Source organism: Rhizobium skierniewicense Ch11 (assembly GCF_023757665.1).
GTDB lineage: Bacteria > Pseudomonadota > Alphaproteobacteria > Rhizobiales > Rhizobiaceae > Agrobacterium > Agrobacterium skierniewicense.
Genome location: NZ_RXPG01000029.1, coordinates 156,033 through 173,560, shown reverse-complemented (window position 1 = coordinate 173,560; position 17,528 = coordinate 156,033). Strand labels below are relative to the sequence as shown.

Below are 17,528 nucleotides of genomic sequence, written 5' to 3'. Positions count from 1 at the left end.
GTTCGCGCGCGATTGAGGTACGGCTGTCTTCTCACCGGGAAGCATTCGACATCATGAAATTCAGTATTGAACAGGCGGAAGACTTCGTGTCTTCCATTTTCGAAAAAGATGGCGTTTTGCCAACCACTGCGCGTTCGGTCGCCCGCGCACTGGTCGCGGCGGAAGCCGCAGGTCAAAGCGGCCACGGCTTCAGACGCATTCCCGTCTACATCAAGCAGGTGCGTGTGGGAAAAGTGGATGCCAAGGCGGTCGCGGTCGCGACGCGTGTGCGCCCGGCCGTCCTGTCCATCGATGCCCATCTTGGTTATGCTTACCCGGCTATCGATCTCGCTGTCGACCAGCTTCCGGCCATTGCCCGCGAACAGGGTATCGCGCTTGCCGTGATCGGTCGGTCTCACCATGCCGGCGTCATGGCGCTGACGGTTGAGCGCTTCGCGGAACAGGGTCTCGTCGCCTTCATGGTGGCCAATGCACCCGCATCGATGGCGCCCTGGGGTGGCATCAAGCCATTGTATGGAACCAACCCGATTGCCTTTGCGGCTCCCGTCGAGGGGTCCGATCCATTGGTCATCGACCTTGCCTTGTCCAAGGTGGCGCGCGGAAAGATCATGGCTGCGCGCCAGAAGGGGCAAAGCATTCCCGAGGGATGGGCGCTGGATGCCAGCGGTCAGGCGACCACCGATCCGCATGAGGCGATCAATGGCACCATGGTTCCAGCCGGCGATGCCAAAGGCGCGGCACTGGCGCTGATGGTGGAGGTGATGGCGGCGGGTTTGACAGGTGGCAATTTCGGCTTTCAGGCTTCGTCCCTGCTGGATGATACCGGAACCGCGCCCTCGCTCGGCCATACGCTGATCGCAATCGATCCAAGTCTTGCCGGCGACACTGTCTTTGCCAAGCGTTTGGCCCTGATGGCCAGCGAAATCGAGGGGCAGGAGAACGCGCGGCTGCCTGGGCGCCGCAGTCAGGGTGTTCGCAAACAAGCGGCGGAAGACGGCATCGTCATCGATGACGACATACTGGTCGAAATCGAGGCTCTGTGATTATCGGCTGTGGCGGATTGTCTCTTCGAGAACGTCCGCCAGCATCTTGCCAGAGTGTTCCAGCGCGCCGCTATTGTCGATTGTCGTCACATCGAAATTTCCGCAGACTTCGATGGAGCCTCGCTGGAGCCGTCGCAGAATGTCGTCCCGGCTTTCGCGCCCGCGGCTTTGCAACCGCTCCGCCAGCACCTCCGGAGATGCGATGACGTTGATGACCTTCAGCGAGGGGAACGTCGCCTTGAAAAGAGACAGTGCCGAGCGTGAACCGTTAGCCACGACGATCTGACCCTCTTCAAGCCTGTCCAATACCGATGCGGGAATTCCATAGCTCAAACCGTGAGCCCGCCAGGAGATGCAGAAAGCGCCTGCGCCTTGTCGCCTGTCGAACTCCTCCTGGCTTACCGCATCGTGGTTTTCGCCGCCCGCATCGCTGTCTCGGGTGATCACGCGACGGGCGAAATACAGTCTGTCGCTTTGGCCGAATTGCGTTGCGGCAAACTGCATCAGCGTGTCCTTGCCAGCACCGCTCGGTCCCACCACCACAATCATGACGCCGTGGGTCTGTGACGCGGACCTGACACGCTGTGGGGCGTTCTCACTCATGCGACACGCCTTCCTTGCCGCCAGACGGAACGTACCACGGGCACACCATCATCACGGTGGACGCGCACGAGATCGGCGCGCAGGCCCGGTGCGATACGACCGCGATCATCGAGGCTCACGGTGCGCGCGGGCGTGGCCGTGACCATGGAAATCGCCTTGGGAAGCGTCATCCCCTCGACCTGGTCGACAAGCAGAAACGGTGCGTAGAGCAGGCTAAAGGGAACGTAATCCGAAGACAGGACATCAAGGACCCCGAGTTCGGCGAGGTCGCGCGCTGCGATATTGCCGGAATGGGACTTGCCGCGAACGATGTTCGGCGCACCCATCAGAACGCTCATACCGGCACTGTGCGATGCTTTTGCGGCCTCGACGCTGGTGGGAAACTCCGCCAGCTTCACCCCGTGACCAATGGCTTCCTCGACATGCGCATCCGTCGCATCATCATGGCTGGCCACGGTGATACCGTGCTCGGCGCAGCGGGCAGCGAGAAAATCCCGGTGTTGTGCCGAGTATTTCTGGGATGCGGACACGCGGCGATCGACGAAGGCCTTGAAGACCTCGTCGCTCAAGCCGCGTTTCTTCTGGTAGAACATGATGTACTGATCCATGGTCTGGAACTGTCGTTGACCCGGGGAGTGGTCCATTAGGGAGATCAGCCTGACCTTGGGGTCATCTTCGAAATCTTCGAAATGATCCAGCACATCAGCCGCCGCCACTTCGCAACGCAGGTGCAGCAGGTGGTCGGCGCGCAGCCGGTTCTCGCTCTGGGCGTGCTCGATGGCATCCGCCATATCCCGCATCTCGCCCTTTTTGAAGCCGCCATCCTCGTCCGAACCCAGACGCAGGCAATCGAACACCGTGGTGATGCCCGATGACGCGACCTGCGCATCGTGCGCCTGAATGGCCGCCGTCTTGTTCCAGGTCACTCCGGGACGCGGAGAATAATGCTGCTCCAGATGGTCGGTGTGCAGTTCGACGAGACCGGGGATCAGGAAGTCGCCCTCCATATCCTCGCCCGCCCTCGACGAACCGTCACTGATATCGACAATCAGGCCATCGCGAACAAGCAGAGAGCCCTTGATGATCTGGTCTTCAAGAACAATGCGAGCGTTGGAAAAAACATGTTCGGTCATGGGTATCAGTCTTTCGTGTCGTTGGCGCTATCGGCGCCGTGCGTCTGTCCGGCAGATCCGGTCAGGGGCAACCAGGTGTGGACGGTAAAATCGTCGCCGCGCGTCGGCTCAACAAAAAGCCCAAGCCCCGAGATCGTCAAAGGGCGGCCGGTAAATTCGGCGAATTTGCGGTGCAGAACGCTTGCCACGTCCGAACGGTGGTTTTCCGGTACCGGGCCGGTCAGAGTCATGTGGAAGCGAAAATCATCCATGACATGCGGGTAACCCCATCGCGTCAGGTTCTGCCTCTCGCTTTCCGTCAGATTTTGCGGCCTGCGTCGTGCAATATCGCTCTCTGAAAGGGGCGCGCGGAAGGGTTCGAAATAGCGGACAACATCTGCGGCGAAATCCTGTAGCGGCTGATGGACCCTGTCGGGCACGAAGGCAAAAAAAGGGCCAAGCGTGCCGATGACGGCAGTGGGGATAGCAAAGGCTTGACGGTTGCCGGCAAAGGCGCGGAAAGCCGTCAGAAGATCGGTCTCGCTGCGGTCAGCGGCAAGCTCGAAGGGTGCTTTCAACGTCGCATGAAATCCGTAGCGGCACGGGTCAGCGGTGATGTTGGCATAGGCTGCGTGTTCATCGTGGCGAGCACCCGTGAACGCATCTCGCCCGAGCCATCGCGACGCCGTTTCAGTAAGGGGATCGTCTTTCGCGGGTGTGAAATAAATGGCGTAACGCACAGGGCAGCACTTTCGATAGTCACGATCAAACAACAGTTTGAATGAATTCGCCTCTGATGTTCAAGGCTGTCACAGCGAATTAATACGTCTGCGTGACGGAATGATGATGTTTGTCGTGATATCGTATCAAGCGAGGCTGTTTGTCCGATGTGCACCTGTTTTGGTGCCCGCCGCGTACAGTGTGACACTCCCCGAAAACAGGGCTTTGAACCGTCAATGAAACTTCTTCAAGCATCGTGCGTTATTAATGCAAGTTTCAAAGATGCCAGGAGTAGACGATCATGGAAATCGGAATTCTTATCTCAGTATTCTTCGCAGTTTTCGCAGGTTCGACAGTATTCTGCGCCTACTGGTTCGGCGAACATCGTAACTTCTGAGGCTATGCTTCGATGAAGCCTCATATTTTGAATGTGTTTGATCACGAGAGCGCCCTGCCATATTCTGACGGGCGCTCTTTTCGTTTGGCCTCAATGCGCGGCCGACATATCGCCCAGGACGTCCTTTGACGCGACGGTTGAATCGGCATTCAGCTTGTAGACCATGGGCACACCGGTGGCGAGATTGAGCTTGAGGATTTCGTCCTTGCTCAACTTGTCCAGCACCATCACAAGCGAGCGCAGCGAGTTGCCGTGCGCAGCCACAAGCACTTTTTCGCCGCGCAGCACACGCGGCAGGATTTCCGTCAGATAGTATGGCCAGACGCGCGCACCCGTATCCCGCAGGCTTTCACCGCCTGGTGGCGGGATATCATAGGAGCGGCGCCAGATATGGACCTGATCTTCGCCCCACTTCGCGCGCGCATCATCCTTGTTCAAGCCGGAGAGATCACCGTAGTCCCGTTCGTTCAACGCCTCATCGCGGATCGTCTCGAGGTTGGACTGGCCGACATTGTCGAGAACCATCTGGCAGGTTCTTTGCGCGCGGATGAGAGACGACGTATAGGCCACATCGAATTTGATGCCGTAATCTGCCAGCGCCTTACCACCGGCATTGGCTTCCTGGACGCCAAGGTCGGTCAGGTCCGGGTCGCGCCAGCCGGTGAAGAGGTTCTTGAGGTTCCAGTCACTTTGGCCGTGACGAACGAGGACGAGGGTTCCGCTCATAGCAATGTCTCTCCAGAGGTTGGTTATAGGTCTTCAGCCAGACCGAGAACGTCCAGCATCGAATAAAGGCCGGGTTTCTGGCCGTGAGCCCAGATAGCGGCAGCGATCGCGCCACGGGCAAAGATTGTCCGGTCTGCGGCGTGGTGGGACAGCGTGACCTGCTCGCCTTCGCCAGCAAAAATCACCGAGTGGTCCCCCACGACAGAGCCGCCGCGCAACGTTGCAAAGCCAATCGCGCCGCCTTCGCGCGGGCCGGTATGGCCATCACGAACGCGCACTGATTTTGCCGCAAGGTCGATGCCGCGCCCCTGCGCTGCCGCTTGTCCCAAAAGCAGAGCAGTACCCGAAGGTGCGTCAACCTTGTGTTTATGGTGCATTTCGAGAATTTCGATATCCCAGGCGTTGGCGTCGAGCGCCTTTGCGGCCTGTTTCGTCAAAACACCGAGCAGATTGACGCCAAGGCTCATATTGCCTGACTTGACAATGCGGGCATGGCGGGCTGCGGCTTGAAACTTTTCCTCGTCATCCACTGAGCATCCGGTGGTGCCGATGACATGAACGATCCGTGCCTGAGCCGCGAGCCCCGCAAAACCGACACTTCCGGCAGGGGAGGTGAAATCGATAACACCTTCGGCATGTAAAAACGCGGCGAGGGCGTCGCTGGTGACGGGAATGCCCGAAGGCCCGAGGCCCGATAGTTCGCCTGCATCGCGACCAATGACGGCAGAGCCTTCACGCTCGACGGCTGCATGAAGCGTCACGCCCGGTGTCTCATGGATCAGCCGGATTAGCGTCTGTCCCATACGACCGGCCGCACCCACGACCACCAGTTTCATGCCATCGCCGCTCATCCTGCCTCGCTCATGCTTTCCGGTTCAAAGGCCACGCACGCCCGTTGCCTGAAGATTGTTGAGGCGAGCGTAAAGACCATCTTCCCGGCGCGCAAGCGTCTCGTGCGCGCCTTCTTCCACGACCAGACCTTCGTTCATGACCACGATCTTGTCCGCTTTCACCACCGTCGACAGACGGTGCGCGATGACAATGACGGTGCGGCCGGACATGGCCGTATCCAGTGCCTTCTGCACCACCGCTTCCGATTCCGTATCCAGCGCGGATGTCGCTTCATCGAGCAGCAGGATCGGCGCGTTTCGCACCAGCGCACGGGCAATTGACAGGCGTTGCCGCTGGCCACCCGAAAGGCTCATGCCGTTTTCACCCACTGCGGTATCGTAGCCCTGCGGCTGCGCGACGATGAAATCATGCGCAAAAGCAAGCTTTGCCGCTTCCTCGATCTCAACGTCCGTCGCCTCGGGGCGGCCATAGCGGATGTTGTCGCGGATGGTGCCTTCGAACAAATAGGGCTGCTGCGACACATAGGCGAGGTTCATTCGAACCGAGCGCGTCGTGACATCGGCGATATCCTGACCATCGATTAGGATTGCGCCGCCACTTGGATCGTAAAAACGCGGAATGAGGTTGATGATGGTTGACTTGCCCGCACCCGATGGACCCACCAGCGCTGTCGTCTTGCCGCCTTCTGCGGTGAAGCTGACAGTCTTCAGAATGGGTCCGCCATCCTTATACGAGAACACAACATCGCGAAATTCGACCGTGGCGCTGGTCGTCTTCAAGTCTGGCGCGTTGGGCTTTTCTCGCTGCAAGGGCTGCATATCGAGAATTTCATAGATCATGCGGGCGTTGACGACGGCACGCTCCATGGAAACCTGCAGGCGGGCCAGACGGCGTGCGGGATCGTAGGCGAGAAGAAGGGCGGTGATAAACGCGAAAAAGGCGCCAGGCGGGACATTGTCATAGATCGCCCGATAAGCGGCGTAGCCGAGAACACCGGAAACCGCGAGGCCAGCGATCGTTTCGGTCAGCGGTGCCGTCTTTTCCGTCAGTTTGGCAATGCGGTTTGCGCGCCATTCCGCCGCTTCGATCACCTTGTTGACGCGATCTTCCAGCGGCTTTTCCATGGTGAAGGCTTTGACGATGGCAATGCCTTGAAGCGTTTCCTGCATGGCGCCCAGCACGCGACTGTTGAGGATGACGGCATCGCGCGTTGCCTTGCGGAGGCGTCTTGCGATGTAGCGCAGACCCAAAACCAGCGGCGGCACGATGACGACGATGATGAGGGACAGTATCGGATCCTTGACGATCATCACGACGACGAGGGCGATGAATGTCAAAAGGTCCCGGGCGACCGAGGTGACGGTCATGTTCATGACATCGCGAATGCCGCCGATGTTCTGGCTGACCTGCGCGGAAAGATGCGCCGACCGCGATTCGCTGAGATAGCCGACCGACAGGGTCATCAGATGCGAATAGAGACGCTTCTGGTAGCGGGCGACGATGTTGTTGCCGATTTTCGACAGCGCCACCGATTGGCCATAGGTTGCCAGACCGCGAATGAAAAAGGCCGCAAAAATGGAAGCGCAGATGATCCAGACCAGATCGGCACGTCTGTTGACGAAGGCCTCGTTGATGATGGAGTCCATGATCCAGGCCGTGAAAGCCGTCGTGCCTGCAACGGTCAGCAGGCATAGTATCGCAAAGGCATATCCGGGAATGTGGTCACGCGCATTTTCGGCGAATACGCGTTTCAAAACTGCGGTCATCGTTTCGGAATCCACAGTTTTTCTTATCTTGGCGGTCTTCAAAGGTTTATCCACCTTGTGCGGTTCAGACGGGCAAGCCGCCTCTTCAACCGGCGTCTATAGCCATTCGGGCAGGTTTTGACCAGTGCAGACTTGGCCTTCACGCCTGCCAGCGCCGCCCATCCAATGTCAGGCCGAAATTCGCTGGCGTGCGGGCATAGGTCGAAAGTCCTGCCAAGGCCGCCTGCGGATGAGTGACGACGTGGGTCGGAATGCTGCGCATCAGAGCCTTGTGCGGCGCCTTGTCCTCAAAGGCTGCGCGGAACTCCGGCAGGCGTAAAGCGGGAATGATCTTCTGCGAGATTCCGCCGGCGAGATAGACGCCGCCACGGGCCATGAAAATCAATGCCAAGTCGCCCGCGATCCGGCCGAGATAGGTACTGAACAACGACAGAGTTTCCTGCGCCTGGCGGTTTTCACCGCCAAGGCCCTTGGCCGTCACATCTGCGGGATCCGAAAAGGCGGGCGTCACGTCATCGGCTTTACAAACGGCGCGATAAAGATTGACGAGCCCGCGACCACACAGGATCTGCTCGCCTGCAATGCGCCCCTCGATGGTGTCGAGATGGGGAAAGACCTGATAGTCGCGTGCGCTGCGTGGGCCAATATCGATGTGACCACCTTCGCCAGGAACCGGAAACCACATGTTACGAGCATAAACGAGGCCTGCGACACCCAGCCCGGTTCCGGGCCCAAGCACGACGCGTGACGCCATCATATCGGGCTCATCGGGGCCGATGGTTTCCCTGTTATCACCACCAAGCGAGGCGATGGCGAGAGCCTGCGCTTCGAAATCGTTGATGACGATGACGTCCTTCAAACCAAGATTGACGAGCATCTCCTTTGGCTTGACGACCCAGTGGCAATTGGTCAGCGGTATCTCGTCGGTCTCGATCGGACCTGCGACCGCAAGGATCGTCGAAACCGGCAGCAATGCGGTGTGGTTCAACACCGCATTGCGGATCGCATCATCAATAGAGGCATAATCGGCAGTCTTGACGCTCGTCAGCTGCGTGGGTTCGGCCCTAGCATCCGGCAAAATGCAGAACCGCGCATTGGTGCCGCCGATATCTCCGATGAGAATCGGAAAGGAAAGTGTGTCGTTCTGCTTGGTCATCGCTGCTCCTGGATGGCCGTGATATCAATGTGTCGAATGAAAATCGGTCAACTGTTCGGCTGTGGCACGGTTCAGGGCCATGGGAATGTCATAGACGGTCGCAAGGCGCGTGAGCGCCTTGACGTCAACGTCGTGGGGGAGGGAGGAGAGCGGGTCTATGAAGAAGATCAGCATATCCACGTCGCCGGTTGCGATCATCGCGCCGATCTGCTGATCACCACCCAGCGGGCCGCTTTTCAGGCGCACCACGCTCAAGCCGGGACAGGCATCCTGCACCCGCCCGCCGGTCGTGCCCGTGGCGACAATCCGGAATCGCGACAGGGCGGCCTGATGCTGCCGGGCGAAATCCGCCATATCGTCTTTTTTCTGGTCATGCGCGATCAAAGCGATACAGCGTTGCCCTGTCATTTGATGTCTGCGCCCCAGCCTTGTTCGGATCGCGATTTTTCAATCGATTTGAAGCCTTCTACCGCAACTTTGTACCGGTTGGAAAGCCGCGCGCTATCAATTCGATGATGGGCGGGAGGATGGCCGGGGTACATCGGCAGGCGGCATGGGTCCGCCCGAACGAGACGACTGCGGACCGGCATCTTCTCCGTCCCATTCAGGCGCTGCGGGCGCGTAGGACTTTTGTGCCGCGACACTTGCTGCCCGGCCAGCCGAAGGTGCTGCCGCAATGGCCGCGCAGGCCTTTGGCAGGTCGGATACCATCATCGGGCGCGGCGGCTTTGGCGGCTTGGCATTCGGATCTTTTTTGGGTGCAGCCCAGGGTTCCTTGGTGAACCACCACGCCAGCGACTTGTCGCAACCATCACCGGCGCCAACGGGTGCCTGTGGCTTGCAGTTGGCAGCGCCGGGCGGGCATTCCAGACGCACGTGGAAATGCTCGTCATGTCCGTAGATCGGACGGATTTTGCCCATGAAGGTGCGGTCGCCGGTCCATGTCTTGCACAGCTTCTGCTTGATGGCTGGATTGACGAAGATACGCTCCACCTGCGGGTAACTGGCCGCCATCATCACCAGCTTGGCATTGAGCGGAGACCATTTTCGATCGTCCACCGTAAGGAATTTGCTTTTGTCGAGCATGGAGATGAAGGGCATACTCTCGCGTTGTTCCGCGCTCATGATCTGGTTCGGCATCTGTCGCCACCAGATGTCGGCATCGAGACCGATCTGATGCGAGGCGTGGCCCGTCAGCATCGGGCCACCACGCGGCTGCGAGATATCGCCGATCAGAAGGCCTGGCCAGCCGATCTTCTGGGCATCCTGCGCAAAGCGTTCGATGAAGGAGATCATCTGCGGCTGGCCCCAGCGGCGGTTGCGCGAAAGCCGCATGGCCTGAAAGCCTTGACCCTCGGTCGGAAGCGCAACCGCCCCAGACTGGCAACCCTTGGCATAGGAGCCGTACGAGGCGGACGGACCGGACGATGGCAGGGCGATGTTGCCGAAGACCTGCTTGGCGGGGGCGTCCTGCGCAAAGGCTGCGATACCATCGATGGCCAGCATGGAGATAACCGAGAGTGCCAGGAGTGATGCCTTGCCCACGCCTCTTGCCTGTTTTTCCATATGGTCCGCCGCCTGCAATGCTTGAAATGATTCTCTTGGAAAGATTACGCTGGAATGCGAATTAGGTGAAAGCATGTTCGCCGATTTCAGCCACATAAACTGCTTGTGAGCCAAATCCCCTATATTTCGCCAATGTTTGTCTTATGGTGCGGGGCAATGAAAAACGAAGAGGACTGTCGCCCTATGGCATTTGCAAGGTTGAAATCCGGTTTGTTCGCTCTGGCCGCCGTCTCGTTCGTGTCAGCGCCGATTGTGGCGAACGCTCAAGACAGCGACAATTGGCGCAGCGGGATTTCGACGGTTGGAGAGCTGAAGCACCCTGATGGGTTCGAGCATTTCGATTATGTAAACCCGAATGCGCCCAAGGGCGGTACGTTGCGCATGTCAGCGACCGGAACATTCGATACGCTCAATCCGCTTTTGGCGAAGGGGGAACTCGCAACGGGCGTCTCTTTGGTATTCGACACCCTTTTCAAATCGGCGGAAGAAGAGCTTTCCTCATCCTATGGGCTTTTGGCCGAAGGCGTTACGTTTCCCCAAGACATTTCCAAGGCAACGTTTCGACTGAGGAAGGAAGCCAAATGGGCGGATGGCGAGCCGGTAACTCCTGAGGATGTCGTCTTTAGTTTTGAGAAGGCCAAAGATCTTAGTCCGAAGATGGCGACCGTTTACAGTCAAGTTTCGAAAGCAGAGGTGACGGGCGAGCGCGACGTGACGTTCACGTTTGATGAAAAAGGCAATAGAGAACTGCCGCAGATCGTTGGGCAATTGGTGGTCGTGCCTAAGCACTGGTGGGAGGGAAATGGTCCCGATGGCAAGCCGCGTGACATTTCCCGTGGTACGCTAGAGCCGGTGATGGGTTCTGGCCCCTATAAGATCTCGGCCGTCAATCCTGGCTCGAACATCACCTATGAATTGCGAGACGATTACTGGGGCAAGAACGTCAACGTCAATGTCGGGCAGAACAACTTCAAAACCATCTCCTACGCATTCTTCGCTGATCAGGAGGTTCAGTTTCAGGCATTCAAGTCGGGCAATATCGATTTCTGGCAGGAGCAGTCTTCCAGCCGTTGGGTCACCGGCTATGACATTCCCGCCGTCAAGGACGGACGCATCAAGAAAGAGCAGCTTCCTAATATCTATCGCTCTGTCGGCATCATGCAGGCGTTTGTGCCCAACCAGCGCCGCGAAAAGTTCCAAAATCCAAAGCTTCGTTTGGCGCTGAACTATGCATTCGATTTCGAGGATCTGAACAAGACGCTTGCCTATGGCAGCTTTACGCGCATCAACAGCTTCTTCATGGGAAGCGAGCTTGCATCCTCTGGACTTCCGGCCGGGCGTGAATTGGAAATCTTGCAGGAGTTGAAGGATCAGGTTCCACCTGAGGTCTTCACCCAGGAATACCGCAACCCCGTCGGCGGCGATCCGGCAAAGCAGCGTGACAATCTTCGCGAGGCGGTCAAACTCATGAAGGAAGCGGGGTACGAGCTTCGGGGCAACCGCATGGTGAATGCCGGGAACGGCCAGCCGCTGGATATTGAATTTCTGATCGATTCCGCTGGCATGGAGCGCACCATCTTGCCCTTCGTCCAGAATCTGAAGAAGATCGGGATCAATGCGACGATACGCACTGTAGATGCTTCACAATATACCAACCGAGAGCGCAGTTTTGATTATGATGTCGTCGTCAAATTGTGGGCGACCTTGCCCAATCCCGGCAACGAGCAGGCAGATTATTGGGGGTCGACAGCCGCAGATCGCCAGGGCTCAAGCAATCTTGCCGGGATCAAAAACCCTGCCGTGGATGCTCTGGTGCGCAAAGTCATATTCGCGCCCAACCGGGATGAGCAGGTCGCAGCTGCCAAAGCGCTCGACAGGGTTCTGCTGTTCAACCACTACGTCATTCCGCAGTTTTACAAGGGCGAAATGAATCTCGCCTACTGGAACAGTCTGGTCCAGCCATCCAGCCTGCCTGAATACGGCATCGGCTTCCCCGACGCATGGTGGTCTGCGAATGCCGGAAAATGATGTGGGCCTTGCTTTATAAGGCAAGCCTTGATTCACATGAGCGATGACGAATCACGACGCCTGCGGTTTTTACTGCAGGCCCGAAAGGAAACGGTTTGACGAAGCCGATGACAACTAAGCCCGATACTATCGAGGGGCGCGCCTGATGGGAGCCTATCTTCTGCGGCGTCTGGCCCTGATGATACCGACCATTATCGGCATCATGGGCATCTCGTTCCTCGTCATTCAGTTTGCGCCCGGTGGACCTGTGGAGCAGGTCGTTGCCCAGCTTTCCGGCTCCGGCGACAGCGCGTCTGACCGCCTGTCGGGCGGTGGCGACCTGATGGGTGGGGGGATGGATGAAAGCGGTTCGAAGTATCGCGGCGCGCAAGGGCTGGACCCCGAGCTGATCGCCAAGCTCGAAAAGCAGTTCGGCTTCGACAAGCCACCGCTCACACGGTTTCTCGAGATGATGTGGAATTACATCCGCTTCGATTTCGGCGACAGCTTCTTCCGCAATTCATCCGTCATCGATCTCATCATCGACAAGTTGCCAGTTTCGATCTCGCTGGGCTTCTGGATCTTGATCATCTCCTACGCCATCTCGATTCCGCTCGGCATCAAAAAGGCCGTTTCGGATGGATCGCGATTCGATGTCTGGACATCGGGCATCGTGATCGTCGGTTATGCGGTGCCGAGCTTCCTTTTCGGCATCTTGCTGATCGTGGTATTTGCCGGAGGGTCATTCTTCGACTGGTTCCCGCTGCGGGGGCTGACCTCCGACAATTTTGCGCAACTGACATGGTGGCAGAAGATCATTGACTATTTCTGGCACCTGGCGCTGCCGCTGACGGCACTCGTTCTCTCGGCCTTTGCCACGACGACGCTGCTGACAAAGAATTCCTTCATTGATGAAATCAAGAAGCAATATGTGGTGACGGCCCGCGCCAAGGGTCTGTCGGAGCGCAAGGTGCTCTATGGCCACGTCTTCCGCAACGCCATGCTGATTGTCATTGCCGGTTTCCCCGGCGCCTTCATCTCGGCCTTCTTCACCGGCTCGCTGTTGATCGAAAACATTTTCTCGCTCGATGGTCTGGGGAGGCTTGGTTATCTCTCGGTCGTCAACCGTGATTATCCGATCGTGTTCGGAACGCTGTTCATCTTCTCGCTCATGGGCCTTGTCGTCAGCCTCATCTCCGACATGATCTACACCTGGATCGATCCGCGCATCGACTTCGAGCGGAGGGACGTGTGATGACCGTTGCAACGCCCGCAGTCACCGATGCACTGCCGCAAAAGAGACCGTTTTTCTCGCCCACTAGCGTGCGGCGCTGGCAGAATTTCAAGGCGAACCGGAGAGGATACTGGTCCTTCTGGATTTTTCTGCTGATCTTCGGTCTCAGCCTGTTTGCCGAGTTTCTGGCCAATGACAAACCGATCATCGCCTCCTACAAGGGCGAGATTCTGGTGCCTGTGATGGTGGATTACCCGGAGGAGAAATTCGGCGGTTTCCTTGCGCAGACAGATTACAAATCGTCCTTCATTCAGGATGAGATCAATGCCAATGGCTGGATGATCTGGCCGCCGATCCGCTATTCCTACCAGACGGTGAATTCCAACATTCCGCATTCGGCCCCGACGGCCCCCTTCTGGTTGATGGATGCACAGGAGCGTTGCTCCGGCTATCCGCAAGGCACGGCTGATCCCGGCTGCACACTCGGCAATCTCAACTGGCTGGGCACCGACAACCAGGCACGAGACGTGGCGTCTCGTGTCATCTATGGTTTCCGCATATCGGTGCTGTTCGGACTGGCGCTCACCATCGCCTCTGCCATCGTTGGCGTCAGTGCCGGTGCCGTGCAGGGTTATTTCGGTGGCTGGACTGATCTTCTGATGCAGCGCTTCATCGAGATCTGGTCGTCCATGCCAGTGTTGTACATCCTGCTGATCATCGCCGCGATCCTGCCGCCCGGCTTCTTCGTGCTGCTTGGCATCATGCTGCTGTTCTCATGGGTGGGCTTCGTCGGCATTGTCCGCGCGGAGTTCCTGCGCGCCAGAAACTTCGAATATGTGAACGCCGCCCGCGCGCTGGGGGTCGGCAACGTCACGATCATGTTCCGCCATCTTCTGCCCAACGCCATGGTGGCGACACTGACCTTCCTGCCCTTCATTCTCTCAGGTTCGATCACCACGCTGACCTCGCTCGACTTTCTCGGCTTCGGCATGCCGCCCGGCTCGCCTTCGCTGGGTGAGCTGATTGCCCAGGGCAAGAACAACCTTCAAGCGCCATGGTTGGGGCTGACGGCCTTCTTCACCATGTCGATCATGCTGTCTCTGCTGATCTTTGTGGGTGAAGCCGTGCGCGATGCCTTCGATCCGAGAAAGACATTCCGATGAATGCCGTAAAGGATACGATGACCACTCCGCTTCTTTCCGTTCGCGACCTCTCCGTTGCTTTCCATCAGGGTGGTCAGGAGAGCGTGGCGGTCGATCATGTGTCGTTCGATATCATGCCCGGCGAAATCGTGGCGCTGGTGGGCGAATCCGGGTCCGGTAAATCGGTTACGGCCAATTCTATTCTGAAGCTTCTGCCCTATCCCGCAGCCAGTCATCCCTCGGGACAAATCCTGTTCGAGGGCAAGGATCTGTTGAATGCTTCGATGCGCGAACTGCGCGCCGTTCGTGGCAACGACATCACCATGATCTTTCAGGAGCCGATGACCTCGCTCAACCCGCTGCACAGCATCGAGCGGCAGATTGGCGAAATCCTCGAACTGCATCAGGCCATCACCGGTGTCGAGGCGCGCAAGCGGATATTGGAACTCTTGTTGCAGGTCGGCATTCGCGAACCTGAAAAGCGGTTGAAAGCCTATCCACACGAACTGTCCGGCGGACAGCGCCAGCGTGTGATGATTGCCATGGCGCTTGCCAACCGTCCGAAACTATTAATAGCAGACGAGCCAACGACAGCGCTCGACGTGACGGTACAGGCGCAGATTCTGGAGCTTTTGGGCAAGCTGAAAAGCCAGCACGATATGTCCATGCTGTTCATCACCCACGATCTCGGCATCGTGCGCAAATTCGCCGACCGCGTGTGCGTGATGACCAAGGGCAAGATCGTCGAGACCGGCACCGTCGAGGACGTCTTCACCAACCCGCAGCACGCCTACACCCGCCATCTCCTGGCAGCAGAGCCCAAGGGCGAGCCACCGGTGTCCGATAGCAGCAAGCCTGTCATCATGCAGGGTGACGACATCAAGGTCTGGTTCCCCATCAAGGCCGGGCTGATGCGGAAAGTTGTTGACCACGTCAAGGCGGTCGATGGTATCGATATCACCCTGCGCGCCGGTCAGACGGTGGGCGTTGTGGGCGAATCCGGTTCCGGCAAGACGACGTTGGGTCTGGCGCTGTCGCGGCTGATTTCCTCCAAGGGGCGCATCAGCTTCATCGGCCAGTCCATCGATGCTTATTCCTATGCGATGATGAAGCCGCTGAGAAATCGGCTTCAGGTGGTGTTTCAGGACCCTTACGGTTCGCTCAGCCCGCGCATGTCGGTGGGCGAAATCATCGCCGAAGGTCTGCGCGTGCATGAAAAGTCCCTGTCTGCGGACGAGCGTGACCGGCGCGTGGCGCAGGCGCTGGATGAGGTGGGTCTCGACACCGCCACCCGCTGGCGTTTCCCGCATGAGTTTTCCGGTGGGCAAAGACAGCGCATTGCCATTGCCCGCGCCATGGTGCTCAAACCGCGCTTCGTGATGCTGGACGAGCCGACCTCGGCGCTGGATATGAGCGTGCAGGCGCAGGTGGTGGATCTGTTGCGGGATCTGCAGGCGAAGCACGATCTGGCCTATCTCTTCATCAGCCACGACCTGAAGGTTGTGAAAGCGCTGGCCAACGACATGATCGTCATGCGTCACGGCAAGGTGGTGGAAAGCGGCCCGGCGAAGACAATTTTCGAGGCGCCGAAAGAGGAATACACGCGGGCGCTGATGGCCGCTGCCTTCAATATCGAGGCGGTCAAGACGGCGGCGGTCAGCGATTAGGCATTTTCAAGAACGCACTGGCCTTCTTCTGCCAGCCCACGTACGATGAAACAAGAAGGTGGGAACAATGGGGCGTAATGTCATCATGACGGCGCGATATCTACTTTATCAGCTTGTGGATGTTTTCCGTTAGCGACTCTGCCGCGAACCGAAAATGAAACAACCTGCTGGTGAATGATGGTCGATATTGATTACGCAAAAAGATTTTTCGAAGAAAACCCCGATATCGAAATTCTCGAAGCCTTTGTCATCGATGTAAACGGCGTGCCGCGCGGCAAGTGGATACCGCGCGAACGGGCCATCGACGTGCTGGAAAAAGGCATGGCCGTGCCGCGCTCCGTCTACGCGCTGGATATCTGGGGCCGCGACGTGAATGCCGCAGGCCTTGCCGAGGGCACCGGTGATCCTGACGGGCTGTGCTTTGCGGTTCCTGAAACGCTCTCTCGTGTCACATGGCTGGGGCGACCCACGGCGCAGGTACTGCTCGCCATGAAGGATCCTGATGGCAACGGTTTCTACGGCGATCCGCGCAATGTGCTGGCGCAGGTGCTGGCGGGATTCACCAGGCGCGGCCTGACGCCGGTTGTCGCCACCGAGCTTGAATTTTATCTGATCGACCCTGTCCGCTCGGCGCTTGACCCCGTGCGCCCGCCGCGCAGCCGCGAAGGTCGCTGGCATACCGGCCAGACGCAGGTTCTGTCCATTTCCGAATTGCAGGATTTCGAAGGCGTCTTCCATGACATCTCGACGGCGTGCCGCGCCCAGAATGTCGGTGCCGATACGACGCTGCGCGAAAACGGTCCGGGACAGTACGAAATCAACCTCAACCACGTACCGGATGCCTTGCGGGCGGCTGATGATGCCGTCTTCCTCAAGCGCATCGTCAAGGGTGTGGCACGCAAGCACGAGCTCGACGCCACCTTCATGGCCAAGCCCTATGGCATGCAGGCAGGCAACGGCATGCATGTTCACTTCTCCATGCTCGACAGGGATGGCAATAATATCTATGCGGGCGAAAACGGCCCATCCGAAGCGCTGATGCACTCTGTCGGCGGCCTTCTAGAGAACATGGGGGAGAGCATGGCGGTGTTTGCGCCGCATGCAAACTCCTACCGCCGCTTGCGCCCCAGTGAACACGCGCCGACCTATGCGTCCTGGGGTATCGACAACCGTTCTGCCGCCGTGCGCGTGATCGTCGCCAGCAAGCCTGCGACCCGTATCGAACACCGTGTGGCGGGCGCCGATACCAATCCCTATCTGGTGCTGGCGATGATCCTGAGTGCGGCGCTGGCCGGCATGAAGGAAAAGCGTCAGCCAGGGGGCGCGATCTCCGGCGACAGCCATGCCGTCAACCACGAGCCGCTGCCGACGAACTGGGATTATGCGCTACAGCGTTTTACGCGCTCCAGTTTTGCCTATGCGACGTTCGGGCAGAAATACCGCACGCTCTATTCCGCCTGCAAACAGCAGGAATTATCCGAATTTTCTCTGCGCGTGACCGACGTCGAATACGACGCCTATATCAGGACGGTGTAAA

General features: G+C 58.4%; 15 protein-coding genes. 6 read left to right on the top strand and 9 right to left on the bottom strand.

Annotated features, from left to right (window positions below; all coding sequences use genetic code 11):
* The first annotated feature begins 53 nt into the window (after positions 1–53).
* Positions 54–1,043, top strand: a complete 990-nt coding sequence (locus tag EKM04_RS19225) for an Ldh family oxidoreductase (RefSeq protein WP_174151813.1) — start codon at positions 54–56, stop codon at positions 1,041–1,043.
* Here the strand turns inward: EKM04_RS19225 and phnN are convergent, their stop codons facing one another.
* The 9 genes from phnN to mepA all read right to left on the bottom strand — a co-directional run bounded on the left by phnN (position 1,044) and on the right by mepA (position 9,941).
* Entirely contained in the window at positions 1,044–1,646 is a 603-nt protein-coding gene (gene phnN, locus EKM04_RS19220) for a phosphonate metabolism protein/1,5-bisphosphokinase (PRPP-forming) PhnN (protein ID WP_183896715.1), read from the bottom strand. It lies immediately after the preceding gene.
* Positions 1,643–2,779, bottom strand: coding sequence for an alpha-D-ribose 1-methylphosphonate 5-triphosphate diphosphatase (locus tag EKM04_RS19215; protein WP_183896714.1), 1,137 nt, complete (start codon positions 2,777–2,779; stop codon positions 1,643–1,645). The genes phnN and EKM04_RS19215 overlap by 4 nt, the downstream gene beginning before the upstream one ends.
* Positions 2,780–2,784: 5 nt before the next feature.
* Positions 2,785–3,498, bottom strand: a complete 714-nt coding sequence (locus EKM04_RS19210; RefSeq protein ID WP_183896713.1) for a DUF1045 domain-containing protein — start codon at positions 3,496–3,498, stop codon at positions 2,785–2,787.
* Between the two features lie 467 nt (positions 3,499–3,965).
* Entirely contained in the window at positions 3,966–4,601 is a 636-nt protein-coding gene (locus EKM04_RS19205; protein WP_174151816.1) for a 2,3-bisphosphoglycerate-dependent phosphoglycerate mutase, read from the bottom strand.
* A 23-nt stretch (positions 4,602–4,624) separates the two neighbouring features.
* Positions 4,625–5,452 (bottom strand): 4-hydroxy-tetrahydrodipicolinate reductase, encoded by an 828-nt coding sequence (dapB, locus tag EKM04_RS19200; protein WP_183896712.1) that lies wholly within the window; start codon positions 5,450–5,452, stop codon positions 4,625–4,627.
* A gap of 24 nt (positions 5,453–5,476) precedes the next feature.
* Entirely contained in the window at positions 5,477–7,219 is a 1,743-nt protein-coding gene (locus tag EKM04_RS19195) for an ABC transporter ATP-binding protein (protein ID WP_183896711.1), read from the bottom strand.
* 139 nt (positions 7,220–7,358) lie between these two features.
* Entirely contained in the window at positions 7,359–8,375 is a 1,017-nt protein-coding gene (locus tag EKM04_RS19190; protein WP_183896710.1) for a glucokinase, read from the bottom strand.
* Positions 8,376–8,399: 24 nt separating this feature from the next.
* Positions 8,400–8,783, bottom strand: a complete 384-nt coding sequence (locus EKM04_RS19185; protein WP_174151820.1) for a methylglyoxal synthase — start codon at positions 8,781–8,783, stop codon at positions 8,400–8,402.
* A gap of 96 nt (positions 8,784–8,879) precedes the next feature.
* A complete protein-coding gene (gene mepA / locus EKM04_RS19180) occupies positions 8,880–9,941 on the bottom strand; it encodes a penicillin-insensitive murein endopeptidase (protein ID WP_183896709.1) in 1,062 nt (353 codons plus the stop codon).
* Between the two features lie 183 nt (positions 9,942–10,124).
* Here mepA and EKM04_RS19175 point away from each other — a divergent pair, with 183 nt between their 5' ends.
* The 5 genes from EKM04_RS19175 to EKM04_RS19155 all read left to right on the top strand — a co-directional run bounded on the left by EKM04_RS19175 (position 10,125) and on the right by EKM04_RS19155 (position 17,527).
* The gene (locus EKM04_RS19175) at positions 10,125–11,969 is read left to right on the top strand and encodes an extracellular solute-binding protein (protein WP_183896708.1); all 1,845 of its coding nucleotides are present in this window, start codon (positions 10,125–10,127) and stop codon (positions 11,967–11,969) included.
* Between the two features lie 145 nt (positions 11,970–12,114).
* Entirely contained in the window at positions 12,115–13,203 is a 1,089-nt protein-coding gene (locus EKM04_RS19170; RefSeq protein WP_183896707.1) for a microcin C ABC transporter permease YejB, read from the top strand.
* On the top strand, positions 13,203–14,345 hold the full coding sequence (locus tag EKM04_RS19165; RefSeq protein ID WP_183896706.1) for an ABC transporter permease: 1,143 nt from the start codon (positions 13,203–13,205) through the stop codon (positions 14,343–14,345). The genes EKM04_RS19170 and EKM04_RS19165 overlap by 1 nt, the downstream gene beginning before the upstream one ends.
* Positions 14,342–15,991 carry an ABC transporter ATP-binding protein gene (locus EKM04_RS19160; protein ID WP_174151825.1) on the top strand — a complete coding sequence of 550 codons (1,650 nt, stop codon included), beginning with the start codon at positions 14,342–14,344 and terminating at the stop codon, positions 15,989–15,991. Before EKM04_RS19165 ends, EKM04_RS19160 begins: the two co-directional genes overlap by 4 nt.
* A gap of 174 nt (positions 15,992–16,165) precedes the next feature.
* On the top strand, positions 16,166–17,527 hold the full coding sequence (locus EKM04_RS19155; RefSeq protein ID WP_077102165.1) for a glutamine synthetase family protein: 1,362 nt from the start codon (positions 16,166–16,168) through the stop codon (positions 17,525–17,527).
* Position 17,528: the final 1 nt, after the last annotated feature.

Bases quoted from the DNA above. Each gene is read 5' to 3' on its own strand.
- EKM04_RS19195 (WP_183896711.1), bottom strand. From the start codon at position 7,219: ATGACCGCAGTTTTGAAACGCGTATTCGCCGAAAATGCGCGTGACCAC.
- EKM04_RS19175 (WP_183896708.1), top strand. From the start codon at position 10,125: ATGGCATTTGCAAGGTTGAAATCCGGTTTGTTCGCTCTGGCCGCCGTC.
- EKM04_RS19185 (WP_174151820.1), bottom strand. From the start codon at position 8,783: ATGACAGGGCAACGCTGTATCGCTTTGATCGCGCATGACCAGAAAAAA.
- EKM04_RS19190 (WP_183896710.1), bottom strand. From the start codon at position 8,375: ATGACCAAGCAGAACGACACACTTTCCTTTCCGATTCTCATCGGAGAT.
- mepA (WP_183896709.1), bottom strand. From the start codon at position 9,941: ATGGAAAAACAGGCAAGAGGCGTGGGCAAGGCATCACTCCTGGCACTC.
- EKM04_RS19215 (WP_183896714.1), bottom strand. From the start codon at position 2,779: ATGACCGAACATGTTTTTTCCAACGCTCGCATTGTTCTTGAAGACCAG.
- EKM04_RS19160 (WP_174151825.1), top strand. From the start codon at position 14,342: ATGAATGCCGTAAAGGATACGATGACCACTCCGCTTCTTTCCGTTCGC.
- EKM04_RS19205 (WP_174151816.1), bottom strand. From the start codon at position 4,601: ATGAGCGGAACCCTCGTCCTCGTTCGTCACGGCCAAAGTGACTGGAAC.
- EKM04_RS19170 (WP_183896707.1), top strand. From the start codon at position 12,115: ATGGGAGCCTATCTTCTGCGGCGTCTGGCCCTGATGATACCGACCATT.
- EKM04_RS19165 (WP_183896706.1), top strand. From the start codon at position 13,203: ATGACCGTTGCAACGCCCGCAGTCACCGATGCACTGCCGCAAAAGAGA.
- EKM04_RS19225 (WP_174151813.1), top strand. From the start codon at position 54: ATGAAATTCAGTATTGAACAGGCGGAAGACTTCGTGTCTTCCATTTTC.
- EKM04_RS19155 (WP_077102165.1), top strand. From the start codon at position 16,166: ATGATGGTCGATATTGATTACGCAAAAAGATTTTTCGAAGAAAACCCC.
- phnN (WP_183896715.1), bottom strand. From the start codon at position 1,646: ATGAGTGAGAACGCCCCACAGCGTGTCAGGTCCGCGTCACAGACCCAC.
- dapB (WP_183896712.1), bottom strand. From the start codon at position 5,452: ATGAGCGGCGATGGCATGAAACTGGTGGTCGTGGGTGCGGCCGGTCGT.